This is a genomic window from Micrococcus sp. 63XJN7_8_ISO-PGPR-S23-253, from assembly GCF_056173425.1.
Window position 1 is genome coordinate 1,716,164 of the sequence record NZ_CM149673.1, and the last position, 23,656, is coordinate 1,739,819.

Sequence of the window (23,656 nt, forward strand, 5' to 3'; positions counted from 1 at the left end):
CGCACCACCCCTGCCCTGGGTTGCCCATTTCCGGCCCCCGTGGACCCTTCACTGGCTCAACTGGCCATCAGCCGCACCTAAAGCCCCCGGCCGCGCCCCACCGGTGAGCGCAGGGTCCGCCAATACCTCCGGGTGACAGCGGCACGCAGCCCCGGCACGCCACCGGCCTCACCCAGCAACTGATCAGCCATGCCCGGCCCCGTCGCGCCCGCCTGCGACACGGGGCCGGATGACGGAAAGAAGAACCGATGACCTCCTCACTGACCACCCGCCGCACCTTCCTGGGCGCCTCCGTCGGGGCCCTGGCGCTGGCCGGGCTGGCCGCCTGCGCCGATCCCGCCATCAGCCCCCAACCGTCAGGGCGCATCCTGCCCACCGACCCGCTGGTCGCCGAGTACGAGAAACGACGCGCCGCCTCGGGCACCACCGTCACCCACCGGCTCTCCGCCGCACCCCTCGAGACCTCCCTCCAGGGTCGGGGCCTGACCACCTGGGGATACAACGACGGCCTCAACGGGCCGCTGCTGCGCGCCCAGACCGGGGACCTGCTCAAGGTCAGCGTCGCCAACGACCTGCCCGAGGACACGAGCGTGCACTGGCACGGGCTGGCCCTGCGCAACGACGCCGACGGAGTCCAGGGGGTGACCCAGGACCCCATCGCCGCCGGAGGACGCTATACGTACGGCTTCCGGCTGTCCCATCCGGGCACGTACTGGTACCACTCCCACTTCGACACCCAGCGCGAACGCGCCCTGTACGGGGCCCTGATCGTCGAGGACCCCAACGAGCCCCTCAGCTACGACCAGGAATGGGTCGTGATCCTGGACGACTGGCTCGACGGGATCACCGGAACACCGCAGGACGTCGTCGAGGAACTCTCCGCCGGGATGGACATGTCCGGCGACATGGAGGGCATGGCCGGCATGGCGGGCATGGACCACGGGTCCATGAGCCAGGACAGCTCCTCGGGCATGCCCATGAAGCACATGCTCATGGGCGCTGAGAGCGACTATCTGGGCGGGGACGCCGGCGACGTGAAGATCCCCGTGCACCTGTTCAACGGCCGCCCCCCATCCGACCCGGACACCTTCTCCAGCACCCCGGGCAACCGGATCCGCCTGCGCTTGATCAACGCGGCCGGAGACACCGCCTACCGGGTCGGGATCCCCGGCCAAGAACTGACCATCACCCACACCGACGGGTTCCCGGTCCAGCCCCGCCAGGCCGATGCCGTCGTCCTGGGGATGGGCGAACGCCTGGACGTGCTGATCACCCTCGGCGACCAGGCGGTGCCCGTACTGGCCCTGCCCGAGGGCAAGACCGGCCACGCCTACGGCATCATCGCAGCCGGTCCAAAGACCACGCTCTCCGGTCGGCTCCCGCAGACCCTGGGCGGAACCGTGCTCGATGGCAGCCGACTGAAGGCACACGAATCCGTCCTGCTCCCACCCAAGGACCCGACCAGGACCCACGAGGTACGCCTCACCGGATCGATGATGGAGTACGACTGGGGCATCAACGGGCGACGCTTCGACCCGGCCAACCCCTTCGAGGGCGCCTTCGAACTCCGGTTGGACGAACGCGTGCGGGTCACGATGACCAACGACACCGACATGTGGCACCCCATGCACCTGCACGGCCACACCTTCCAGCTGGCCGACCATGGCGCCCGCAAGGACACGGTCATCATCAAACCCCGGCAAACCATCGTCTTCGACTTCGAGGCGGACAACCCGGGCCAGTGGCTAACCCACTGCCACAACGCCTACCACGCCGAGGCCGGGATGATGGGCGTCTTCTCCTACATCCACTGACCCTCCCACCCGGCCCACACCCCTCCATCCACGGGGGGATCGCACGGTGGCCGCCCAGGAAAGAACATGCCTTTATCGCTCACCCCCACCCACCGTGCCCAGCCCGCCCGGGACCTCTGGCCCGGCACCCCCGTCCTGACCCGTAGGAGGAAATAAATGGGCGAGTACTTCGCTCAGACGGTCCAATCTGGCGCCCTGCTGCTGGCCATCCCCCTGGCCGCCATCGCCGGAATCGTCTCCTTCCTCTCGCCGTGCATCCTGCCGCTCGTGCCCGGATACCTGGGCTACGTCTCCGGACTGTCCGACCCCACCCGCCCGGACAACCGCCGCCGGGTGATGACCGGAGTGGGCCTGTTCATCCTCGGCTTCGCCGCCGTCTTCACCCTCTACGGGGCCGCCTTCGGTCTGATCGGCGGCTGGTTGCTGCGCTGGCAGGACCTGCTGATCCGCATCCTCGGCGTCCTCGTCATCCTCATGGGACTGGCGTTGATGGGCATGCTCACCTTCCTGCAACGGACCACGACCCCCTCCTTCACCCCCCGGACCGGCCTGGCCGGAGCCCCACTGCTGGGCCTGGGCTTCGGCCTGGGCTGGACACCCTGCATGGGACCGACCCTCAGCGCCGTGCTGGCCCTGAGCACCACCACCGGAGGGGCATGGCGCGGGGCCCTGCTCGGCTTCGTCTACTGCCTGGGACTGGGCATACCCTTCGTCCTCGTCGCCAGAGGCCTGGGCTGGGTCAGCACTGCACTGGGCTTCGTGCGCCGCCACATGCGCGCCTTCAATATCGCCGGCGGCACCCTGCTCGTGCTGGTCGGCGTCCTGATGGCCACCGGAATCTGGACGGCGTGGATCTACCAACTCCAGAACCTCGCCGGAACCTTCACCACCCCCGTCTAAGAGACTCCCCCCCAACCTGGCCCAGACCCAGACCCTGCACACCGGCCGTGGAATCACTAGGGTCTACCGCCACCGCATACGACGGCGCCCGCCACTAACCAAGTGCAGTTAAGGACGCGGGCACCGATGGGACCTGTCAGGTCAGTACCGACTGACGGTCAGCGTTGCGGTGGTGCACAAGGCGGCCCTCTTCAGGGGAGCGCCTTAGGGCGTGTTGCTAAAGGAATCAGGGAGGTGGATACGCAAGTCTGAGGGCATGTCGCGTGATGTCATCTCGGACGAGCTCTGGGCCGTGATCGGCCCGCTGTTCCCCGCGCCGAAGTCCACCGGTCGGCCGCCGGTGGATCGGCGCGCGGTGGTCGAGGCCACCGCGTGGCGCTTCCGCACGGGGGCGCCGTGGCGGGATCTGCCCGAGCGGTTCGGGAACTGGAACACGATCTACAAGAACTTCAACCGGTGGGCCGCCCAAGGCGTGTGGGAGCAGGTGCTCGAGCGCACTCAGTCGATGGCACAGCAGGCTGGCGAGCTGGATTGGGTGGCTTCGATCGATTCCACGATCGTGCGCGTCCACCAGCACGGGGCGACCCTGCCCCGCCCCACAGGGGGCCTGGATGAACTACAAGAAATCAGCGGACGAGCCGGCTGACCATGCCATCGGAGACTCCCGTGGCGGTCTGACGACGAAGTCCCATCTGGTCTGTGATGGCAAGGGCAGGGTGCTGGCGTTCGTGGTGACCGGCGGGCAGGTGGCGGACACCTCGATGTTGGCCACCCGCTGGAGCTGATCAGCGTGGCCGGGGCCCGTGGGCGGCCCAGGGCGCGGCCTGACCGCCTGATTGCAGACAAGGGCTACCCCTCGAAGGCCAACCGGGCCTGGCTGCGCCGGCATGGCATCGCGGCCACGATCCCCGAGCGGGCCGATCAGATCACGCACCGGCGCAGACGCCCGGGCCGGCCGATCGACTTCGGTGGAGACCAGCGCCAGCGCTACCGGGGACGCAATGTCATGGAGCGGTGCTTCAACCGGCTCAAACAGTGGCGAGGGATCGCGATGCGTTCGGACAAGTACGCCCGGAACTATCACGCCGGGCTCAGCCTCGCAGCGACACTGCACTGGCTGACTACCCTCCTTTAGCAACACGCCCTAGGGCGTGTTGGGCCGCCGGGGTGCTCTGGCAGGCCCAGCTACTTCCGCTCTCCGGTTGTCTCTAAAGCGGCCTGAAATCCTCTCCCATCGCCTCCCACTCCATCGGCCCTATGCGTGCCCGCAACAGCTGAGGACGAACAACGGGCGCGGACCGACACGGTCCGCGCTCGTGGCGTCTGAGCGGCGGCGGTGCGCGGTCAGGTCAAGTCCCTGGAAGTGGTGTAACCGTCTTCGAGGCATGAGAATCAGGCCAGGGCCGGCATCACCTCCGTGCCCATCACGGTGCCCGGTTCTTGCGTGAGGGGCTCGCGGCAGCGGGCCAGCAGCTCGAGACCGAGGTACCGGCGGCCCTCGGCCCACTCATCCGTCTGCTCAGCCAACACGGCCCCCACGAGCCGCACCACGGCATCCCGGTTCGGGAAGATGCCCACCGCGTCCGTGCGGCGCCGGATCTCCCGATTCAGGCGCTCGGCAGGGTTGTTCGACCAGATCTGGGACCACACGTCCTTCGGGAACGAGATGAACGCGAGGATGTCCTCCCGAGCAGCATCGAGGTGCCCAGCCACGGCGGGCAACCGCTCGGCCACGTAGTCCAAGAGCCGGTCGAACTGGGCGTGCACCGCGGGCCCGTCAGGCTGGTCGTAGACGCTGTGGAGCATGGCCTTCACCGCCGGCCACATGGCCTTCGGGGTCACCGCCATCAGGTTCGCGGCATAGTGCGTGCGGCACCGCTGCCACACGGCCCCGGGCAGGTTCGCCGCGATGGCTTCGACCAGGCCACGGTGGGAGTCCGAAGTCACCAGTCTCACCCCGTGAAGGCCGCGGGCGACCAGATCAGCGAAGAACTCGTTCCACGCCGCGCCTGACTCCGTGGTGGCCACCCGCAGCCCGAGTACCTCACGTCGCCCGTCAGCGTTGACGCCGGTGGCGACCATGGCCACCGCGTTGATCACCCGACCACCCTCGCGAACCTTCATGGTCAGGGCGTCCGCGGCGAGGAACACGAACGGGCCGGCATCCCCCAGCGGGCGGTGCCGGAACGCGTCGATGTGCTCGTCCAGCTCGGCGGCCATCCGGCTGACCTGGGACTTCGAGAGCGAGTCGATGCCCAGCTGGCGCACGAGCTTGTCCATGCGTCGGGTGGAGACCCCAGCGAGGTAGCAGTCGGCGACGACCGTGATCAACGCGGACTCGGCCCGCTTGCGTCGCTCGAGCAGCCACTCTGGGAAGTACGTGCCGGCGCGCAGTTTCGGGATGGCCACGTCGATCGTGCCGGCGCGGGTGTCGAGGGGCCGGTGGCGGTACCCGTTGCGCTGTGCGGTGCGGGTATCAGAAGCGGTGCCGTACTCGGCGCCGCAGACCGCGTCTGCGTCAGCGCTGAGCAGGGCGTTGATCACGGTCTGCAGCAGGTGGCGCAACAAGTCCGGCGAGGCTTCGCCGATCGCTTCGCGTAGCAGGCGTTCAGGGTCGACAATGTGAGGAGCGGTCATCGTGGTGATGTCCCTTTCGAGAGTGCTGTGGAAGGTTCACTCGAAGGCTCCCACGGTGACCGCGTCCATGCTGGGGACGGTGTTGGCGGCCGGGGAGGGTTACACCACTATCAGGGACTCAACTCGCGGTCACTGCCTGCACGATGATTCCCAGCTCGGTGAGCACTTTCCGGGACGCGGCGCCACGTCCGATCGCGTTAAGCAACGGCGCTTCCCGCTCGTCCCACCACTGCCGCCTCGCCGCCTCCCGAGACTGACGCGACTCCGCGCTGCGCGCCTCCACGCACGCGACATAAGGGGTATCCCGCTCGCTACCGTGACGCCGAGCCGTGCACCGTGTGGGCCGCGTCCGGCGCGCTGGCAGCTGCGCTGCCCCGCTGGATCCACTGCGCCGGATGCCACCACCGCTCACACGCCGGCGTCTGCGTCCAGGGCCAGCGACTCCAGCAGTCCGGCCGCGCTCGTACGCGGATCGTGGGCCAGTGTGTGGTCCTTGAAGTGCCCTGGAGCATGCTCGGTGGATCTCGGGGGATCAGAGATCTGCCACCGGGAGGGCAAGGCTGCGATCTGGGTGAATCCCCCGGTATTCGACCGGTTCTCCGGCACGGTCGTAGGTGATCGCGGTGCTGATCCGCAGGCTTGGGTCGGCGAGAGCGGGAGCGTTCGAGGCCGGCCACTGCCGCCCCCGTCACCTCTCCGAGCACCGTGACGTGCTCCAGGCCCTGCAGCCCCAGGAGGAAGTCCTCGGACGCACCGTAGGTGGAGGCCTCGGTCAGCACCGTGAGCCGCCCAGCCCACCGCCCGTGCTCGCTGGGCGAGGACCAGCACTCGTTTCGCATGCCCAGGCCCACACGCCTCACGTGATCCACCTCACTTCTATGGGATACTCCCGTGGTGAGCTCACTCATGAACGACGACACGACCGTGCCCGAGCACGCGGAGCCGGCGCAGCATGACCGCCACCAGACAGGCCCCCGAGTATAGTCTCGATGAGAATCTTAGTTGATATAAGATGACTACCATTGAGGGAATGGGAAAAATTGAATAATAATCGTATGTCGACTTCACCATCTATTGCCGTTCCGTCGTTACAAAAAAAGTCTCCCTTGGCCGGGGATGGTTCGAGTGAGATATTTCGATACGTTCCTCAAGTGCAACGCGATAGCCCCTCTTTAGAACCGGTGGCACTAAGACTTATATCTTCTGTTTTTAAAATCAATGAGTTCGCAGAACTTTCAGCCGATTTAATTTCTTCGTGGCCCGGTTTCGATCCGGCTCTGAGGGCCCCTCGAGGTCAAGATCAGCCAGAGTTCACTAACGCAAATCTTGTCGGATATCCTTCCCTAGATGCTCGGGCTCGTATGCAACTCGCCCACCAGGCGAGTGAATGCATAAATCATGTTCGAACCGCGCTCGATTATCTTGCCTTTAACATGGTGTGGGCGGACTCGGGATCGCGCCACGAGGGCACGAAGTTTCCACTTCGCACGAAGGCTGCCGGGTACGGGAAGGAAAAGAGGGAGTCCCTCCCCGGACTTTCACCTGAGCATCACGAGTGGATTGAACGGATCCAACCGTTTAACGGGACAGAGTGGACCCGGGCGCTAGTGGAACTAAGTAATCGAGACAAGCACCGGATCGCGATCGACATCGTGCCAAGCTTTGAATTTACCCTGGATAGAAGCGTGCCCATAAGGGATCCTCTAGGGGACCCCTCCTATAGGGGATTTTCCATCTCTAAAACGACCGTCGACCTGCTGCTAGCGGATGCTCTCGAAGCAACCCCGGGCAATCCCCACCTACAAGCGGATCATACGCTGCGAGTAATTGTGGCGGGAGCAATTAACTTGGTGAACTTGTTCCTGGCCGATTGGGGGGACAGCGAGATAAAGGTCGAAGGCCTGTGGATCGACGACAGCGCAGCGGCAAGTATAAACGAGTGGGGGTCTTAATCGGGAGCGTTGATCACTCGTGAGAACGGCGACTGGTTCCCACACTCGGGATCACTCCTGCGTGAGGGACAGATGGAACTCCGAGGCGAGCATCGCGTAGGTGGCGCCATCCACCCAGCCGCGCGTGAGATGCAGAGACTCCTCCTTGAACGTGCCCTCGTGACGCATCCCCACCTTCTCCATGATGCGCAGGCTCGGGGCGTTGTCCGCGAAGGCGTGAGCCTCCACGCGTCGCACACCCAGATCGTTGAACGCGAGGCCCAGCAGGGCTCGCGCAAGCTCGGTGCCATAGCCCTGCCCCGCCTGGCGCGGATCGATCGTCCAGCCGAGCTCGGCCTGGGCGTCCCGGGCTTCCTCCCGCGGGCCGCCCTGACTCCACGCGTCCTGCACCGCGGCCTTCCCGACACCGACGATGACGTCTCCGACCCGCACGGTGAGGCGGTCCCCCGCCGCGAGGTAGGACTCTCGTAGCGCGCCCTCACTCTCCGGGCGGCCGGAGGTCCACGTCCACACCTGCTCGAGACGGCAGAAGCCCCACACGGCGGGTGCATCGAGACCCCGGAACGGGGTGAGGGTCAGCCGGCGGGCTCGCAGCGGGAAGCAGACGCCTCGACTCGCGGCGAGCTCCAGGAGGGGGGTGGCCATGACAGACAGGGTACGAACAAAAGTCCTCGAGTCAGCCCCCGGGCAGACCAGTGCCCACACCCTGAGTCGATGTCGGGTCCACGCGGCCTGCCAGGGCCTTCGTCAGACCCTCGAAGCATTCTCAGACACGTCCTAGATTCTTCCCCCTAAGGTGACCCTATGAGCCCACGAAAGCCCCGCCCCTACGCGGTTACAGGAGGATTGACCTACCAGAGGCCCGCCGTAAGCGACCTTGCCCGCACCGCAATCCTTCACGAGGGCATCAACCTCCTCGAACACGCTGCCACCGTAACAATCCGGCACGACGACAGCCCTATGTATGGGGAGTTCGCCGTTCGCGTGGCTGGTGAGCTCGTGGGCTACCTCGACAGCTCCACCCGGGGCTACCTGGAGCCGGACCCGCGCTTCCGGCACCCTGCCCGCTATCAGGTAATGGTGGTGCGAGAGGGGGACGTCCTAACCATCGGACCCGCTTACGCGTGGATCGGCGAGGATGAGCCCGCGTGGATCTATACCGACGATCCCGCCACTCATCCCGAGAAGCGCAGCGGGAAGAAGTTTGCCCCGGCCACCGTGGAGGCGTCAAAGGTTAAAGGCGCGTTCCCCGTCGCCGGCACAAACACATCACGCGCGGACTCCATGCTCAAGGTCGTGAAGCGGCTAAAGCTCACCGAGGGGGAAACCGTCGAGATACCCGCCGTCATCGAGCGGAGACCTCACGAGTTCGGGCAGAACGAGGCAATCGGCGTCCGGGTAGGAGACGATCTTATTGGCAAACTCTGGGGCATTCACGCACCCACTTTTGGCGACCTCAGAGGCGACCGCACCGTTCCCGTCGTCCTCCGCCATGAAGTCCGCAACCTCTGGGACAACGGCGTGCGCGTCGTTGGGACCATCTGGTCCGGTGGCGGGACAGCCAACTGGTCCAACATCGCCAGCTGATCACAGCATTCGACCCATCACTTCGTGCCGAAGATCCCCGGTATACGAGCTTTCCTTGCCGCGCGCTCGTAAAGAGCCAGCCCATCTATCGGGTTAAATCTGTCATTTGAGCCGCGCGTGGAGTGACTACGGAGCGACGCGGCGCAGCGAGGCGTACAGCGTCTGCCGGCTCACCCCGAACGCGCGCGCCACTTCGGCCTTCGGGATCCCCATCTGAATCATCACGCGCGCCTGCTCCACGTCGGTGTCCGAGAGCTTCGGGGCCTGCACGTACTTGCCGCGGGCCTTGGCCAACGCGATGCCCTCGGCCTGACGCTCCTTGATCCGCCGGCGCTCGAACTCAGCGAACGCCGCCAGGATGCCCAACATCAACCCGTCCACCGGAGAGGTGCCGGACTTGTCCACCGTGATCCGCTCGGACACGAACTGCACCGCACACCCCTTGTCCGTGAGCTCATCCACGATCGCGTACAGGTCCCGAGTGTCGCGGCCCAGGCGGTCCATCGAGGCGACCTTCACCAGGTCCCCCTCCCGCACGTACCGCATCAGCTCAGCCAACCCGGTGCGCTTGGCTCGGGAGTTGCCGCTGATCTTGTCCTGGAAGACGCGGTCGCACTCCCCCACCGCCTCGAGCTGACGATCCAGGTTCTGCTCGGCCGAGCTGACCCGCACATAGGCCACTGTCTGTCCAACCACGTCTTATACCCTCCGACACTTCTGTCTAACTGCCCGGTTTGGGACCGTCTCTGACGTGATGGTCTCGTGGGTGGACGGGGTGTGTAAAGGGGTATACCCCCTTGGACAGCCTGCTTCTCGACGGGGCGGCACCGCTGCGCAATGAAGGTGGGGACGATTCATCCTCGAGTCGAGCTCGGCACCAGCCAGATGGCAGCCGCATCCGTCTCGATGAGTTCCACGGGCCCGACTGCGACCACGCGCAGTCGGAAGTGGCCGGCCTCGGCCACCTCGACGACACTGTCGGGAACGATTCCGGCCTGCTGGAAGCGGATCAGACGCTGCGGGTCGGCGTCGGAGATGCGTAGGACCCGGTAGAACCCCGGCTCGGCTGCATCCAGGCGGACCGCGTGGGCCGGCCGCTCCCGCTGCCCTACGGGAGTGGGGATGGGGTCGCCGTGGGGATCGTGCGTGGGGTGGCCCAGCATCTGATCGATCCGCTCGATCAGCTCGTCGGAGGCGGCGTGCTCGAGTCGTTCGGCTTCCGCGTGGACCTCGTCCCAGGAGTAGCCTAGGCTCGCGGCGAGGAAGCTTTCCAGCAGCCGGTGCCGGCGGACCATCGCGATCGCGTGCTCGCATCCCTTCCCGGTGAGGGTCACGGGCTTGTAGGGCTGGTACTCGACCAGGCCCTGGGCTGCCAGGCGCTTGACCGTCTCGGTGACGTTGGGCGCGGTGGTGCCCATGCGTGCGGCCAGGCTCTTCGTGCTCAGCGGCGCGTCTCCCCACTCCGTGGCGGACCAGATCGCCTTGAGGTAGTCCTGGGCCACCGGAGTGATCTCGTCGAGGCTCATGGCCTGCACGATAGCGGGACCTCCTTCACCCCTGCCCGGTCAACGTCAGCCACAGCAGCACGGCGTTCAGGGCCACGATCAGAGCCACGACCACCCATGCCACCGTCTGCAGGGGCGTGGAGTTCGCGTGTCGGCCCATCACGGCCCGGGCACCGGTCAGTCGGACCAGGGGGATCATGGCAAAGGGGATGCCGATACTGAGCAGCACCTGGGAGAGGACGAGCGCCCAGGTGGGGTCCACCCCGGAGGCGATGACCAGCAGCGCGGGGATCAGCGTGAGCACCCGCCGCAGCATCTGAGGGATGCGCCAGCGCAGCAGCCCGCCCATGATCTCCGACCCCGCATAGGAGCCCACCGCGGTGGAGGCCAGCCCGGAGGCCAACAGGCCGACGCCGAAGAGCACGCCCACCGCCGGCCCCAGTGCGGTCGTGATCGCCGCGTGGGCGCCTTCGATGCTGTCCGTCCCGGAGACCCCGGAGAGATTGGCCGCCGCCAGCAGCAGCATCGCGATGTTCACCGACCCTGCCACCAGAAGCGACAGCCCCACATCCCACCGGGTGGCCCGCAGCAGCCTGCCAAGGGTGCCCGGATGAGCGTGGGCCCCCTGATGGCGGTCACGCGCCAGAGCTGAGTGCACATAGATCGCGTGGGGCATCACCGTGGCCCCCAACATGCCGGCCGCCAGGAGCACCGTCTGGGTTCCCTCGAACCGGGGGACCATGCCCGCCACGGCCTCACCCCAGGAGATGGGCCCGTAGAACAGTCCCGAGACGAACCCGAGGGTGATCACGGCCAGCAGGCCCACGACGACGAACTCGAAGGGCTGCTGCCCGCGCCGGGACTGCACACCCAACAGGATCATCGAGACCACCCCGACGATCACCCCGCCGGCCAGCAGAGGGATACCGAAGAGGATGTGCAGGGCAATGGCCCCTCCGATCACCTCGGCCAGATCCGTGGCGGCGGCCACGATCTCCGCCTGCACCCAGTACGCCAAACGCCGCCCGCGCGGCAACCGGTGCCCCAGCAGCTCCGGAAGCGAGCGGCCGGTGACGAGCCCGAGCTTCGCCGAGAGGTACTGCACGAGCATGGCCATCAGGTTCGCTGCGACCAGCACCCAGACCAGCAGGTACCCGTACTGGGCCCCCGCCGTCAGGTTCGCAGCCACATTGCCGGGGTCCACATAGGCCACCGCCGCCACGAAGGCCGGCCCCAGCAGCCGCATTCCCCGACGACCGGGGCGATCCACCCTCTCCACGGCGACCTTGCCATCCGCCGGCCGATCCACACCGGCGGTCATCCGAGGCTCCAATGGCGATGCATGCATGAGATTTAACATACCTGAACTCTGAGGAGACAGGTGGTCTGACCACACCCCGGCACCCCGGCAGTCTCAGATGCACCGACGGCCGTAGCCGAACACTCCTGCTTTCACGAACCTAATCGTGTGCACCTGAATTCTTTTGTGTGCCCTAACTGGAGTACCCCTCATGGAAATCTCCCGCCGTTCAGTAGCCACCGGCCTCGCCTGGGCCGTGCCGGCCGTGGCCGCATCGACGGCCGCGCCCGCCATGGCCGCCTCCTCCTGCGCGGGGTACACCGCAGGCAAGCCCCTCCCAGCCTCGGCGTTCACCCTGACCTACCTGCGCATCACCAACGAGACGCTCGGCAGGCTGTCCAACAAGCAGGTGGCCCTCGATTTCGACTTCCGCCTCAGCGACGAGGCCGCGGCCTGCGGGGTGCGCACCGGATCCGTCTCCTCCACCAGCAACGGCGGCACCTCCCGGATCGCCTTGAACAACGGGAAGACCTACAACGCGACCAACGGCCTCGCCGTCCCGGCCAACGGATCCGTAGGACGCACCGACGGTACCTGCCGGCTCGGCCTGGACCGCACTGAGGCCTGCGGCACCACGGGGCAGTCCCCCTACAGCGTCGCCGGGTCCACGGGCGCCAGCTCGACCGCCGTCACGGCCATCTCCCTCTACCGGTCCATCACGGTCTCCGGCTACGGCACCACCGTCGTCTACCTCAACGCCACGGGTGTGGGCACCAACCTGTCCGTGAGCGCCGCACCGCTGATCTGACCCCCGCACGACGGACCGCCATGCCGCCTCTGAAGGATCAGGACCTCGCCCTCACACCAGGACAACGCCCCCACCATCCCCTGAGGGACAGGGGGTCGCTTCTGGCATACCCAACTGGACGGTTTCTCAGACACCCCCTAGGGCGTGTCTGAGAATGGATCCAGGGGGCCAGCTGACACCCTGGAAGGCATGTCCCGCTTCCAGATGCTCTCCGATGCCCAATGGGAGTTGATCGCCCCGATGCTCCCGACCCGGACCGGCAGGGCCGGCAGGCCGTTCTCGGACGCCCGCACGATGGTGGAGGCGATCATCTACCGATATCGGTGCGGGATTGCATGGAGGGATCTGCCCGAGGTCTACGGGCCTTGGCAGACCGTGTGGACCTGGCACCGGCGCTTAGCTGAAGAGGGCACCTGGGATGCGGTGCTGGCGAGGCTGACCGCCGCCGCGGACGCCGAAGGCCTGATCGATTGGTCGGTCTCGGTGGACTCCACGATCGCCCGCGCGCATCAGCACGCGACGAACATCACCCGCCTCACAGGGGGATGGGTCGAACTACAGGAATCTGCATGAGGAGCCGGCCGATCACGGCATCGGGCGCTCCCGGGGAGGGCTGAGCACGAAGATCCATCAGCTCGTCGATGGGACCGGGCTGCCGCTGGTCAGCCTGATCACCCCCGGCCAAGCCGGGGACTCCCCGATGCTGCTGCCGCTGCTGGGGCGGCTGCGCGTGGCACGGCCGGTAGGGCGGCCCCGGACCCGCCCCGAGGCGGTGCTGGGCGACAAGGCGTACTCCTCCCGGGCGATCCGCACCCACCTGCGTGCCCGCCGGATCAAAGCCGTGATCCCCGAGCCGGCGGATCAGCAGGGCCACCGCAGGCGCCGCGGCTCGGCCGGTGGCCGTCCCGTGGGCCTGGACTCGCAGGCTTACAAGGGCCGGAACGTGATCGAGCGCCAGTACGCGCACCTGAAGCAATGGCGGGGCCTGGCGACCCGGTACGACAAGTACGCGATCGTCTACCGGGCCGCCGTGGTGTTGAACGCTGTGCTCGCGTGGTCCAAACGATTGTCAGACATGCCCTAGCTCTCGTTCCGTCTTCGGGAGAGGCTGGCGAGGTACTCGTTGTAAGAGTCGAGTTCGGCGTCCTCGGCTTTCTGTCGCTGTCTCGAGGTGCGCACGTCGCGGGCTCGCCAGCGGGACAGGCAGACGATGAGCACTACGAACATCGGCAGCTCCGCGTAGGTCCATACCAGCGTGCCGGCGATCGCCTGGTCGATGACGGGGTCATGGCTGCCTGTGGGGGTGGCGTATGCGCTGAACAGCGGTGTGGCGGTACGGAGCAGGATCAGGCCGAAAATGGCGTGGATCTGGATCTCGACGGCGATATCGACGAATCGTGCGGCGAAGGAGGGTTGGCGCGGTAGCGGATCGGAGGACCATAGCGGTGTTGCCGAGACGATGCCGAGGACGAGGATGACGAAGAGCAAGGCGTCCTGGCCGAAGGGGATGCGCATGATGACGCTGATCGCGTCGGTCAGGTAGAGGACCGGGTACAGCAGTATCGCAATGACGATGGCGACCACAGGGTGCAGTGCGGCGCTCCAGAATCGTGAGCGCAGTCCCCCGTGCGCGGCACGGAGCACGAGACGCCCGAGGCCGGTGTGCGGTGTGCTGCGCAGGAGCAGCAGCCCGGGTGACCCTGCGATGAGGAGCGGCGGAACGACGGTCAGCAGGGTGATCTGCTGGAACACCAGCGCTGTGATGGATTCCGTCGCGAGACGGTTCACACCGAACATCGTGATAGCGAAGATCAGGGCGCACCCGATCAGGAACGATGCTGTGCGGGCGATCGCCCAACGGCGCCTGTTTCGCCACATCCAGATCGCTCCTCGCAGATACAGTGCCGCGAACAGCAGAGCGGCGATGCCGACGGGTGAGCCGGTGAGGGGTTCGAACGTGACCCACTGGTCGATCGGCGGCATAGCGAATTTCCCTTCATCGAGGCGATCAAACGTCGGCGACTTCGGCCGCGGTGGTGGTGCCGGAGCGGGGTCAGGTGAGGCCGGAGTAGGAGTGGGGCCTTGGCCCTTGATCGTGGACACGGTGTCGGTTCGGTTATGCCGCTTCCGCAAGCGGCACCGGCTCCCAGGGCAACCAGGTACAAGGGAATCTGCCACCGCTCCAGCCAGCCGATCATGTACTTCCTTTCCGGGCGAGGACCTTGCCTCCATCCTCACGGAGCTGCCCGGTTGTCGCGACGTGGCGGTAGAGGGCCTGTTGGACAAGGAACCTACTGCCTGCCCTTCTCGGTTTCCCAACCTGTGTCCGGCTTTGCCGACAGCTCGGCTCCTCACGCCTCAGGTAGTGCCCGAGCGCCAGCCCTGCTTGGCGGGCGCCGATCACTAGGGCGTGTTGCTAAAGGATTCGGGGACGTGGATGCGCGAGTCTGGGGTCATGTCGCGTGATGTCATCTCGGACGAGCTCTGGGCCGTGATCGGCCCGCTGTTCCCTGCCCCGAAGTCCACGGGTCGGCCGCCGGTGGATCGGCGCGCGGTGGTCGAGGCCACCGCGTGGCGCTTCCGCACGGGGGCGCCGTGGCGGGATCTGCCCGAGCGGTTCGGGAACTGGAACACGATCTACAAGAACTTCAACCGGTGGGCCGCCCAAGGCGTGTGGGAGCAGGTGCTCGAGCGCACTCAGTCGATGGCACAGCAGGCTGGCGAGCTGGATTGGGTGGCTTCGATCGATTCCACGATCGTGCGCGTCCACCAGCACGGGGCGACCCTGCCCCGCCCCACAGGGGGCCTGGATGAACTACAAGAAATCAACGGACGAGCCGGCTGACCATGCCATCGGACGCTCCCGTGGCGGTCTGACGACGAAGAATCATCTGGTCTGTGATGGCAAGGGCAGGGTGCTGGCGTTCGTGGTGACCGGCGGGCAGGTGGCGGACACCTCGATGCTGGCCACCACGCTGGAGCAGATCAGCGTTGCCGGGGCCCGTGGGCGGCCCCGGGCGCGGCCTGACCGCCTGATTGCAGACAAGGGCTACCCCTCGAAGGCGAACCGGGCCTGGCTGCGCCGGCATGGCATCGCGGCCACGATCCCCGAGCGGGCCGATCAGATCACGCACCGGCGCCGCCGCCCAGGAAGACCGATCGACTTCGGTGAAGACCAGCGCCAGCGCTACCGGGGACGCAACGTCGTAGAGCGGTGCTTCAACCGGCTCAAGCAGTGGCGAGGGATCGCGATGCGCTCGGACAAGTACGCCCGGAACTATCACGCCGGGCTCTGCCTCGCCGCGACACTGCATTGGCTGACTACTATCCTTTAGCAACACGCCCTAGCACGTCGGTCTCGGCCATGGTGTGGTTTCTCCTCGTTGCGGGCGCGTGGGCGGGCCGTAGTGCGGCTGGTGTGTCAGTAACCGGTGAGGGCCGGGAAGAAGGTCCAGAACACCGAGGCGGCCACGGCCACATAGGCGATGGCCACCAGGGTTCCGGCCCAGCCGGCGGAGAACCGCACCACCGCGGCGTGCGCGGGGATCACGCCGTGGGCGAGGTTGCGCACGGTGAGCAGGATGAACAGCGGGATCATCGCCGCCCACACGATCATGCAGTACAGGCACAGGATGTGGATCTCGAACAACGCCTGGGACCACAGCCAGATGGTGAACACCGTGCCGGCGGTGACCCCGGCCTGCAGGCCGGCCCAGTACCAGCGCCCGGGGCTCGCCCCGGAGAGGGTCACCATGGCGGTGGTGATGACCACGGCGAACGCCACGATGCCGATCAACGGGTTGGGGAAGCCGAACAGCTCGGACTGCCAGGTCCCCATCACCTTCCCGCAAGACACCCAGGGGTTGATGTCACAGCTGGTGATGTACCCGGCATCCTCGTACAGCTCCAGGCGTTCGAGCACCAGGATCGCCGAGGCCACCCAGCCGACCACCCCGGTGATCAACAGCACCAGGCCGAACGGACGGTGCCGGGCGACAGTCGGTATCCCCGCTACGTCGGAGGCCTGCCCGGTACCGGCAGGGCGGTCGGTGGTGGTCGTGGGGATCGTCACGGGTGAATTGGTGTCGGTGTCGGGGACACTCATGGGCCCGGTCAGTCCGTCGTGGCGGCGGCGTCGACCTCGGCGCGGAACTGCTCGAGGGTGTTCAGAGTGAGCATCTGTCCGTCCAGGAAGAAGGTCGGGGTGCCCTGCACGCCCAGCGCGGTCCCGTCGGCCACGTCGGCCTCGATGCGGTCGCGGGTGGCCGGGTCAGCCACCGCGGCATCGTAGGCGGCCATGTCCAGGCCGAGATCCTCGGCGTAACCGCGGAACACCGGGCTCCGGTCCTCAGTGGTATGGCTCCACTGCTCCTGGGTGTCGAACATCTGCTGATACATCGCCTCGTACTGTCCCTGCTGGCCGGCGGCTTCCACGGCTACGGCGGCGGTCATCGAGTTGGGATGTCCGGGCAGCGGGAAGTAGCGGTGCACAAAGGTCACCGTGTCGGCGTACTCGGCGCGCAGTTCTTCCACGACCGGGTAGGCGGCCTTGCAGCCCTCGCACTCGAAGTCCAGGAACTCCACCAGCACGGCCTGCTCGTTCGGGGCCTTGGACAGTACCCGGCTGTCTGGGCGCATCACCGGCGTGGCCTCCGAGGGGGCGCTCTGCCCGGTCCCGGAGGAGGCAGTTTGCCCGGAGCCCTGGGGGGCGGCGTCGCGGGGGCCGCTGGCGGCCACCACTCCGACGATCAGCCCGGCCAGCACCACAGCGGCCAGTACGACCCAGACGATGGTCTTGGCCTTGCGGGATGTGGTGCCCGGTGTTGACGGATCAGAGGGGGTCGGATTGCGGGTCGGTGTGCTCACGAAGGGATCCGTTTCGGTCGGTGGCGACGGCACCGTGCCGTCGGGGTGGGAATGAGCTGGGGCTGGGATGCAGGGGTGGGTCAGGGGTGGAGGGTCTCAGTGTGGGGGTGGGTGGCCGGTTCGATTTGGAAGGTGGAGTGTTCGATGGGTACTTGGAAATCCTGGGCCACGCACCGTTGCAGGTCGGTCAGCACAGTGCCCAGGTGCGCGGCGGTCAGGCAGCCGTTGTGCACGGTGACATGCGCGGAGAGCACGGGGGTGTCGGAGTCGATGCGTGAAGCGTGCAGGTCATGGACCTCCAGCACGTGCGGCAGCTCCGATAGCCGGATGCGGACCGCCTCCAGGTCCAAGCCCTTGGGGGTGGTCTCCATGAGTACGTCGATGGTGTCGCGAAGCAGGATCAGGGCTCTGGGCACGATCAGTGCGGCGATCAACAGGGACACCACCGCATCGGCGCGATTCCAGCCGGTGGTGGCGATCACGATCGCCGAAACGATCACTGCGACCGATCCCAGGGCGTCGTTGAGTACCTCCAGGAACGCGGCCTTCATGTTCAGGTTCTCACCTCGGGAAGAGGCCAGGATCGCCAGACCGATGAGGTTGCCAGCCAAACCGATCACCCCGAACCAGAGCATCGCGGTGGATTCGACCTCGGGGGGTTCGATGAGCCGGCGTACGCCCTCCACGGCTACGAAGCCGCCCACGGCCAGCAGCACCGCGGCCTGCGCGGCCGCGGCGATGATCTCGGCGCGCTTGTACCCCCAGGTGCGCTTGTCCGTGGCCGGGCGCAGCGCCAGGGTCGTGGCGGTCAGGGCGATCAGCAACCCGGCTGAGTCAGTAAACATGTGCCCGGCGTCGGCCAGCAGGGCCAGACTGCCCGAAGCCAGCGCGCCGATGACCTCGGCGACCATGATCGTCGCGGTGATGGAGAAGACCACGGCCAGCCGGCCCCGCCGGCCCGCCGCCGGAAGAGCATGGGAATGATCGTGTCCGCTCATACCGGGGTCTCTTCCACTCGATGAATCATCAGCTTAACGTCACCATCCTGTCCGGCGATACTGAAGGCACGCTCAATGCGCACAGCAGGCGCAATCCGCCCCGCAGCCATCGCCGTCCTTCTCGTTCTGGTCCCCGGCGATCAGCGCGGAGGCGGGGGTGCAGCAGGCATCCCCGCGCCAGGCCTCCACCCCTTCCTTGAGGGCGACGGCGGCGATCACCAGGGCCGCGACTGGGTCGGCCCAGGTCCAGCCCAGGGTGCTGTTGAGGACCAGGCCCACCAGCAGGACCGCCGAGAGGTAGGTGCAGATCAGGGTCTGTTTGGAGTCGGCCACCGCGGAGGCGGACCCGAGTTCGCGGCCAGTGCGCCGCTCGAACCAGGACACGAACGGCATGATGGCCAAGCTCACGGCGGCCAGCACGATCCCCACCGTGGAATGCTCCGGTTGCCCGGCCCCGAACAGGGTGCGCACGGCGTCGACGGTGATGAAGGCGGCCAAGCCGAAGAAGGAGAAGGCGATCAGGCGCAGCGCCACCTTCTCCCGGCGGTGCGGGTCCGGGGTGGCGAACTGCCAGGCCACCGCGGCGGCGGAGAGGACCTCCACGATGGAGTCCAAGCCGAAGCCGATCAACGCGGAGGACGAGGCCACGGTGCCGGCGGCCAGGGCGATGGCCGCCTCGATCACGTTGTAGGTGATGGTTCCGGCCACGATCCAGCGGATCCGGCGGTGCAGGACCGCACGGCGGTCGTCCGTGAGGGGCTTGGAGCTCAGCGTGAGGGTGCTCATGCGCAGGTGCATCCCGCAGCGGAGCAGCAATCCGGGTCGATGGTCAGCGTCAACTCCAGCAGCTCCCCAAGGGTCTGGCCCAGCCGGGGGTCGGCCAGGGCGTACCAGACGTTGCGGCCCTCGGCGGTAGTGGTCACCAGCCCGCAGCCGCGCAGGCAGGCCAACTGGTTGGACATCACCTGCTTGGACACCCCCAGCTCCCCGGCCAGCGCCGACGGGCGGGCCGGCCCATCACGCAGGGCCAGCAGGATCCGGGTCCGGGTGTCATCAGAGAGGGCATGGCCCAGTCGGGACAACGCCGAGACATGAGTGAGGGTCGTGGTGCTCATGCCTAGAACGGTACAGCATAACGTGTACCCTTGTCGGGGTGCCGCCCGGCAAGCGGCCGGCACCATGGCCCGATCCCAGGAGGTCCGCGCAACTAGGGCGTGTCTGAGAATAGATGCACGAGTCAGCTGAGACCCTGGGGACATGTCCCGGTTCCAGATGCTCTCCGACGCCCAATGGGAGTTGATCGCCCCGATGCTCCCGACCCGGACCGGCCGCGCCGGCAGGCCGTTCGCCGATGCCCGCACCATGGTGGAGGCGATCATCTACCGATACAGGTGCGGAATCGCTTGGAGGGATCTGCCCGAGGTCTACGGGCCCTGGCAGACCGTGTGGACCTGGCATCGGCGCTTGGCCGAAAAAGGCACATGGGACACGGTGCTGGCCACGCTGACCGCCGCCGCTGACGCCGAAGGCCTGATCGATTGGTCGGTCTCGGTGGACTCCACGATCGCCCGCGCCCACCAGCACGCGACGAACATCACCCGCCACACAGGGGGATGGATCGAACTACAAGAATCCGCGTGAGGGGCCGGCCGATCACGTCATCGGGCGCTCCCGTGGCGGGCTGAGCACGAAGATCCATCAGCTCGTGGACGGGACCGGGCTGCCGCTGGTCAGCCTGATCACCCCCGGCCAGGCAGGGGACTCCCCGATGCTGCTTCCTCTTCTGGCGCAGCTGCGCGTGACCCGGCCAGTAGGGCGGCCCCGGACCCGCCCCGAGGCCGTGCTGGGCGACAAGGCGTACTCCTCCCGGGCGATCCGCACCCACCTACGCGCCCGTGGGATCAAAGCGGTCATCCCCGAACCAGCCGACCAGCAGGGCCACCGCAGACGGCGCGGTGCCCGCGGCGGGCGCCCCGTCGGCCTCGACGCGGACGCCTACAAGGGCCGCAACGTCATCGAGCGTCAGTACGCTCACCTGAAGCAGTGGCGGGGTCTGGCGACCCGGTATGACAAGTACGCGATCATCTACAGGGCCGCTGTGGTCCTGAATGCTGTGCTCGCGTGGTCGAAGGCATTGTCAGACACGCCCTAGCAGCAGCGCTCGGCGTCTCACAGAGCGGCATCTCACACCGGCTTCGCGCGCGGGTGGCCTTTACGTTGGAGGAGCTGGCCACCATCGCGGAGGTCTTCGACATCACGCTCGCGGAGCTGCTCGGCCCGGTCATCCTCCAGGCACGAAGAAGCCCCCACACCGACATGGTCGGTGCAGGGGCCTCTGCTCGGCTCCCCCGGTTGGATTCGAACCAACAACCCTTCGATTAACAGTCGAATGCTCTGCCGTTGAGCTACGGGGGAATGTGCCGCGAACCGCCGGAGCCGTTCGGACAACGGATGGAACTCTACCAGAGCCCCCGCCCGCGTGCCACCCGGCCGCGGGGCGCCGTCGTCGCCCTGCCCGCCCCCGGGGACCGGCGGCCCTTGCCAGGCACGGCTCCGGCAGGCCTACCGTGCGAGGACATCCCCAGAATCATCAGGAACGGACCCGAAGGAGAGACGTGTCCATGACCATCACGACCCTCACGCGTAAGACCGCCCTGACCGGCACGGGCGTGCTGGCCGCGCTCGCCCTCGCGGCTTGCGGCACCACGGCCGACAACGGCGACGACGGCTCCGTCTCGCCGGAGGTCGACGCCTCCTCGGCAGTGGCGAGCACCCCCGCCACGGACGACGCCTCGACCACGTCGGCCTCGGCGTCGTCGTCGGCCTCGTCGACGTCGGCGTCGTCGACGGCCGCCGCGGCCAGCAGCGGCTCGGGCACCGGCCAGGCCGACGACCCCGCCTACGCGGTGATCGACGCGGTCCTGGAGAAGCACGGCGACGGCATCATCGTCGAGGTGGACGCCAACGATGACGACACGACCTGGGAGGTCGACGTCGTGGTGGGCGAGGAGGTGAAGGAGCTGGACGTCACCGCCGACGGCGACATCACCGAGACCGACCGCGAGTCGGATCTCGAGGACGTCCAGAAGGCGAAGGACGCCGAGGTCACCGCCCAGCAGGCACTCGACACCGCCCGGGAGGGACGTAACGGGGTGACCCTGGACAAGATGGACCTGGACGACGACAACGGCACCCTCCAGTGGGAGGTCGAGTTCGACCGCGAGGACGGCTCGGACGGCCCCGAGGTCGAGATCGACGCCAGGTCCGGTGAGGTGCTCAAGGTCGACGAGCACTGACGCCGCGCCGCCGTTTCCCGAACGAAAACGGGCCTGGGACCGCCGTTTCCCGAACGAAAGCGGGTGGGGGTCAGTCGTCGGCGCGGAGGGCCCGGCGGCGCGCCTCCAGTTCCATGAGCTCGCTGTTGAGGCGGGTGAACTCGGCGGGGTCGCCCTCGGGGCCGAGCCGCTGCAGGCGCCCGAGCAGCTCCTCCTTGCGGTGCACGATCTGCAGGGCGAACAGGCGGTTCATGATGTCCCGGCAGTACCGGTCCACATCCTCGGGAGTGCGGGCGGGCAGGTCGCGGACGGCCAGTTCGGACACGACGCCAGCCACCTCCTGGGGCACGGCGTCCCGCACGGCGTCGACCCAGCGCTGCGGCGTCGCCCCCGCCGACCCGGCCATCTTCACGCCCTGGTGGACGGCGGCGTACTGCGGGACCGTGAAGCGGGCGGCGTACAGCGCGGTCCACTGCTCCGCGGAGAGCAGGGTCGGATGCTGCAGCACCACCTCGAGGGACTCCCGCTCCCGGCGGGCGACGGGGTCGCGCGGATCCACCGGCACCACGATCCGCGGCGCCGGGGCGGCAGCCTCCCCGTGGCGGCCCTGGGGCCCGATCGCCTCCCCGTCGTCCGCCGGGGCCGGCCGCGCCTCGGGCTCGGGACCCCGCCGCGGCGCGCGCCCGGCCGCGGCCACAGCGCGGTGCACGGCGTTCGGGTCGAGGCCGAGCCAGCCGGCCAGCTCCCGCTCGTAGCCGGGACGCAGGACGGCGTCCTTGATGCCCGCCACGATCGGAGCGGCATGGCGCAGGGCGCCGGCGCGGCCCTCCACGGTGTCCAGGTCGTAGTCCTTGAGCCCGGCCCGGATCGCGAACTCGAAGAGCGGCCGCCGCGAGGCGATGAGCGCGCGCACCGCCTCGTCGCCCTTCTGCATGCGCAGATCGCACGGGTCCATGCCGCTGGGCTCCACGGCCACGAACGTCTTGGCGAGGAAGCGGTGGTCCTCGTCGAACGCCTTGAGCGCGGCCTTCTGCCCGGCCTCGTCGCCGTCGAAGGTGAAGATCACCTCGCCGCCCGTGCCGTCGTCGGAGATCAGGCGGCGGGCCACCTTGATGTGGTCCGCGCCGAACGCGGTGCCGCACGTGGCCACCGCCGTCCCGACGCCGGCCAGGTGGGCCGCCATCACGTCCGTGTAGCCCTCGACGAGCACCAGCTGACGCTCCTTGGCGATGGTCCGCTTGGCCAGGTCGATCCCGTAGAGCACCTGCGACTTCTTGTAGAGCGGCGTCTCGGGGGTGTTGAGGTACTTGGGCCCGGGGTCGTCGTCGTACAGCTTGCGCGCGCCGAAGCCGATGGTCGCGCCGGTCATGTCCCGGATGGGCCAGAGCAGACGGCCGCGGAACCGGTCGTACAGGCCGCGCTGTCCCTCGGACACCAGCCCGGAGGCGCGCAGCTCCTCGTCCCGGAACCCCTTCTGCCGGAGGTGGTCCAGCAGATGCGACCACCCCTGCGGGGCATATCCGAGGCCGAACTGCGCCGCGTGCTCCTGTGTGAATCCCCGCTGGGTGAGGAAGTCGCGGGCGGCCTGCGCCTCGGGCGAGCCGAGGGCACGACGGAAGAACTCGTCCGCCACCTTGTTCGCCTCGAACAGACGACGACGGCGCCCCGTCTCCGCCTTGTCCGGGCCGGTGCCGCCGTCCTCGTAGTGCAGCTCCACCCCCACGCGGGACGCCAGTCGCTCCACGGTCTCCGTGAAGGTGGTGTGCTCGAGTTCCATCAGGAAGCTGATGACGTCCCCGTGCGCGCCGCAGCCAAAGCAGTGGTAGGTGCCCACGCCGGGGCGCACGTGGAACGACGGCGTCCGCTCGTCGTGGAACGGGCACAGCCCCTTGAATGAGCCCACGCCCGCCGAGCGCAGGGTGACGAACTCCTCCACGACGGCCTTCAGATCCGTGCGCTCGCGGACGAGGTCGATGTCCTTGCGCACGATCAGTCCAGCCATGCGGACCATTCT

Annotated in this window: 24 protein-coding genes, 1 tRNA gene and 1 pseudogene; 13 read left to right on the forward strand and 13 right to left on the reverse strand. The window is 67.6% G+C overall.

Annotation, left to right across the window (positions count from 1 at the left end; all coding sequences use genetic code 11):
- Positions 1 to 248: 248 nt before the first annotated feature.
- The 5 genes from AC0VX4_RS07915 to AC0VX4_RS07935 all read left to right on the forward strand — a co-directional run bounded on the left by AC0VX4_RS07915 (position 249) and on the right by AC0VX4_RS07935 (position 3,849).
- Positions 249 to 1,814 carry a multicopper oxidase family protein gene (locus AC0VX4_RS07915; RefSeq protein ID WP_065573797.1) on the forward strand — a complete coding sequence of 522 codons (1,566 nt, stop codon included), beginning with the start codon at positions 249 to 251 and terminating at the stop codon, positions 1,812 to 1,814.
- 156 nt (positions 1,815 to 1,970) lie between these two features.
- Positions 1,971 to 2,714 carry a cytochrome c biogenesis CcdA family protein gene (locus AC0VX4_RS07920; protein WP_002854293.1) on the forward strand — a complete coding sequence of 248 codons (744 nt, stop codon included), beginning with the start codon at positions 1,971 to 1,973 and terminating at the stop codon, positions 2,712 to 2,714.
- A 256-nt stretch (positions 2,715 to 2,970) separates the two neighbouring features.
- Entirely contained in the window at positions 2,971 to 3,360 is a 390-nt protein-coding gene (locus tag AC0VX4_RS07925) for an IS5 family transposase (RefSeq protein ID WP_475464186.1), read from the forward strand.
- Positions 3,326 to 3,499 carry a hypothetical protein gene (locus tag AC0VX4_RS07930; protein ID WP_475464187.1) on the forward strand — a complete coding sequence of 58 codons (174 nt, stop codon included), beginning with the start codon at positions 3,326 to 3,328 and terminating at the stop codon, positions 3,497 to 3,499. The genes AC0VX4_RS07925 and AC0VX4_RS07930 overlap by 35 nt, the downstream gene beginning before the upstream one ends.
- A gap of 5 nt (positions 3,500 to 3,504) precedes the next feature.
- The gene (locus AC0VX4_RS07935) at positions 3,505 to 3,849 is read left to right on the forward strand and encodes a transposase (RefSeq protein ID WP_475464188.1); all 345 of its coding nucleotides are present in this window, start codon (positions 3,505 to 3,507) and stop codon (positions 3,847 to 3,849) included.
- Positions 3,850 to 4,106: 257 nt separating this feature from the next.
- On the opposite strand, the gene AC0VX4_RS07940 is transcribed toward AC0VX4_RS07935, so the two are convergent.
- Entirely contained in the window at positions 4,107 to 5,351 is a 1,245-nt protein-coding gene (locus AC0VX4_RS07940) for an IS256 family transposase (RefSeq protein WP_031943898.1), read from the reverse strand.
- A gap of 1,361 nt (positions 5,352 to 6,712) precedes the next feature.
- On the opposite strand from AC0VX4_RS07940, the gene AC0VX4_RS07945 reads away from it, so the two are divergent.
- Positions 6,713 to 7,303, forward strand: a complete 591-nt coding sequence (locus AC0VX4_RS07945; RefSeq protein ID WP_475464189.1) for a hypothetical protein — start codon at positions 6,713 to 6,715, stop codon at positions 7,301 to 7,303.
- A gap of 51 nt (positions 7,304 to 7,354) precedes the next feature.
- Here AC0VX4_RS07945 and AC0VX4_RS07950 read toward each other — a convergent pair whose 3' ends face one another.
- Positions 7,355 to 7,948: a GNAT family N-acetyltransferase gene (locus AC0VX4_RS07950; protein WP_475464190.1), complete on the reverse strand. Its 594-nt coding sequence runs from the start codon at positions 7,946 to 7,948 to the stop codon at positions 7,355 to 7,357.
- A gap of 159 nt (positions 7,949 to 8,107) precedes the next feature.
- On the opposite strand from AC0VX4_RS07950, the gene AC0VX4_RS07955 reads away from it, so the two are divergent.
- Positions 8,108 to 8,890, forward strand: a complete 783-nt coding sequence (locus AC0VX4_RS07955; RefSeq protein WP_475464191.1) for a hypothetical protein — start codon at positions 8,108 to 8,110, stop codon at positions 8,888 to 8,890.
- Between the two features lie 126 nt (positions 8,891 to 9,016).
- Here AC0VX4_RS07955 and AC0VX4_RS07960 read toward each other — a convergent pair whose 3' ends face one another.
- The 3 genes from AC0VX4_RS07960 to AC0VX4_RS07970 form a co-directional block, all read right to left on the reverse strand.
- Positions 9,017 to 9,586 carry a recombinase family protein gene (locus tag AC0VX4_RS07960; protein WP_043282513.1) on the reverse strand — a complete coding sequence of 190 codons (570 nt, stop codon included), beginning with the start codon at positions 9,584 to 9,586 and terminating at the stop codon, positions 9,017 to 9,019.
- Between the two features lie 158 nt (positions 9,587 to 9,744).
- A complete protein-coding gene (locus AC0VX4_RS07965) occupies positions 9,745 to 10,416 on the reverse strand; it encodes a metal-dependent transcriptional regulator (protein WP_036317499.1) in 672 nt (223 codons plus the stop codon).
- Between the two features lie 25 nt (positions 10,417 to 10,441).
- The gene (locus AC0VX4_RS07970) at positions 10,442 to 11,716 is read right to left on the reverse strand and encodes an Nramp family divalent metal transporter (protein WP_080694935.1); all 1,275 of its coding nucleotides are present in this window, start codon (positions 11,714 to 11,716) and stop codon (positions 10,442 to 10,444) included.
- A 190-nt stretch (positions 11,717 to 11,906) separates the two neighbouring features.
- On the opposite strand from AC0VX4_RS07970, the gene AC0VX4_RS07975 reads away from it, so the two are divergent.
- Both AC0VX4_RS07975 and AC0VX4_RS07980 read left to right on the forward strand, forming a co-directional pair.
- On the forward strand, positions 11,907 to 12,503 hold the full coding sequence (locus AC0VX4_RS07975; RefSeq protein ID WP_036317467.1) for a hypothetical protein: 597 nt from the start codon (positions 11,907 to 11,909) through the stop codon (positions 12,501 to 12,503).
- 189 nt (positions 12,504 to 12,692) lie between these two features.
- A protein-coding gene (locus AC0VX4_RS07980; protein ID WP_088478277.1) for an IS5 family transposase occupies positions 12,693 to 13,587 on the forward strand; the annotation gives its coding sequence in 2 pieces (ribosomal slippage) (positions 12,693 to 13,049 and positions 13,051 to 13,587; 894 coding nt in all).
- Here the strand turns inward: AC0VX4_RS07980 and AC0VX4_RS07985 are convergent.
- Positions 13,584 to 14,606 (reverse strand): cytochrome c oxidase assembly protein, encoded by a 1,023-nt coding sequence (locus tag AC0VX4_RS07985; protein ID WP_223247519.1) that lies wholly within the window; start codon positions 14,604 to 14,606, stop codon positions 13,584 to 13,586. The two genes, AC0VX4_RS07980 and AC0VX4_RS07985, sit on opposite strands and share 4 nt — an antisense overlap.
- Positions 14,607 to 14,940: 334 nt before the next feature.
- Here AC0VX4_RS07985 and AC0VX4_RS07990 point away from each other — a divergent pair.
- Positions 14,941 to 15,838, forward strand: a pseudogene (locus tag AC0VX4_RS07990) (IS5 family transposase).
- An 86-nt stretch (positions 15,839 to 15,924) separates the two neighbouring features.
- On the opposite strand, the gene AC0VX4_RS07995 reads toward AC0VX4_RS07990, so the two are convergent.
- The 5 genes from AC0VX4_RS07995 to AC0VX4_RS08015 form a co-directional block, all read right to left on the reverse strand.
- Entirely contained in the window at positions 15,925 to 16,608 is a 684-nt protein-coding gene (locus tag AC0VX4_RS07995) for a vitamin K epoxide reductase family protein (protein ID WP_080695921.1), read from the reverse strand.
- A gap of 8 nt (positions 16,609 to 16,616) precedes the next feature.
- Complete coding sequence (locus AC0VX4_RS08000; RefSeq protein WP_036317487.1) at positions 16,617 to 17,369, reverse strand: DsbA family protein; 753 nt, start codon at positions 17,367 to 17,369, stop codon at positions 16,617 to 16,619.
- 80 nt (positions 17,370 to 17,449) lie between these two features.
- On the reverse strand, positions 17,450 to 18,367 hold the full coding sequence (locus tag AC0VX4_RS08005; RefSeq protein WP_036317488.1) for a cation diffusion facilitator family transporter: 918 nt from the start codon (positions 18,365 to 18,367) through the stop codon (positions 17,450 to 17,452).
- 72 nt (positions 18,368 to 18,439) lie between these two features.
- Positions 18,440 to 19,153 carry a cation diffusion facilitator family transporter gene (locus AC0VX4_RS08010; protein ID WP_100057938.1) on the reverse strand — a complete coding sequence of 238 codons (714 nt, stop codon included), beginning with the start codon at positions 19,151 to 19,153 and terminating at the stop codon, positions 18,440 to 18,442.
- The gene (locus tag AC0VX4_RS08015; RefSeq protein ID WP_020628509.1) at positions 19,150 to 19,482 is read right to left on the reverse strand and encodes an ArsR/SmtB family transcription factor; all 333 of its coding nucleotides are present in this window, start codon (positions 19,480 to 19,482) and stop codon (positions 19,150 to 19,152) included. The genes AC0VX4_RS08010 and AC0VX4_RS08015 overlap by 4 nt, the downstream gene beginning before the upstream one ends.
- A gap of 142 nt (positions 19,483 to 19,624) precedes the next feature.
- Between AC0VX4_RS08015 and AC0VX4_RS08020 the strand changes: the two genes are divergently transcribed.
- Both AC0VX4_RS08020 and AC0VX4_RS08025 read left to right on the forward strand, forming a co-directional pair.
- Positions 19,625 to 20,519, forward strand: a protein-coding gene (locus tag AC0VX4_RS08020; RefSeq protein WP_145032379.1) for an IS5 family transposase whose coding sequence is annotated in 2 segments (ribosomal slippage) — positions 19,625 to 19,981 and positions 19,983 to 20,519 — 894 coding nt in all. Because the reading frame shifts where the segments join, the coding sequence is not laid out codon by codon here.
- A gap of 53 nt (positions 20,520 to 20,572) precedes the next feature.
- Positions 20,573 to 20,749 carry a hypothetical protein gene (locus AC0VX4_RS08025; RefSeq protein WP_355504678.1) on the forward strand — a complete coding sequence of 59 codons (177 nt, stop codon included), beginning with the start codon at positions 20,573 to 20,575 and terminating at the stop codon, positions 20,747 to 20,749.
- On the opposite strand, the gene AC0VX4_RS08030 is transcribed toward AC0VX4_RS08025, so the two are convergent.
- Positions 20,711 to 20,782, reverse strand: a tRNA-Asn gene (locus AC0VX4_RS08030). The genes AC0VX4_RS08025 and AC0VX4_RS08030 overlap by 39 nt on opposite strands.
- A 206-nt stretch (positions 20,783 to 20,988) precedes the next feature.
- On the opposite strand from AC0VX4_RS08030, the gene AC0VX4_RS08035 reads away from it, so the two are divergent.
- Complete coding sequence (locus AC0VX4_RS08035) at positions 20,989 to 21,663, forward strand: PepSY domain-containing protein (RefSeq protein ID WP_145032376.1); 675 nt, start codon at positions 20,989 to 20,991, stop codon at positions 21,661 to 21,663.
- Positions 21,664 to 21,733: 70 nt separating this feature from the next.
- On the opposite strand, the gene dnaG is transcribed toward AC0VX4_RS08035, so the two are convergent.
- Positions 21,734 to 23,644 carry a DNA primase gene (gene dnaG, locus AC0VX4_RS08040; protein ID WP_145032373.1) on the reverse strand — a complete coding sequence of 637 codons (1,911 nt, stop codon included), beginning with the start codon at positions 23,642 to 23,644 and terminating at the stop codon, positions 21,734 to 21,736.
- Positions 23,645 to 23,656: the final 12 nt, after the last annotated feature.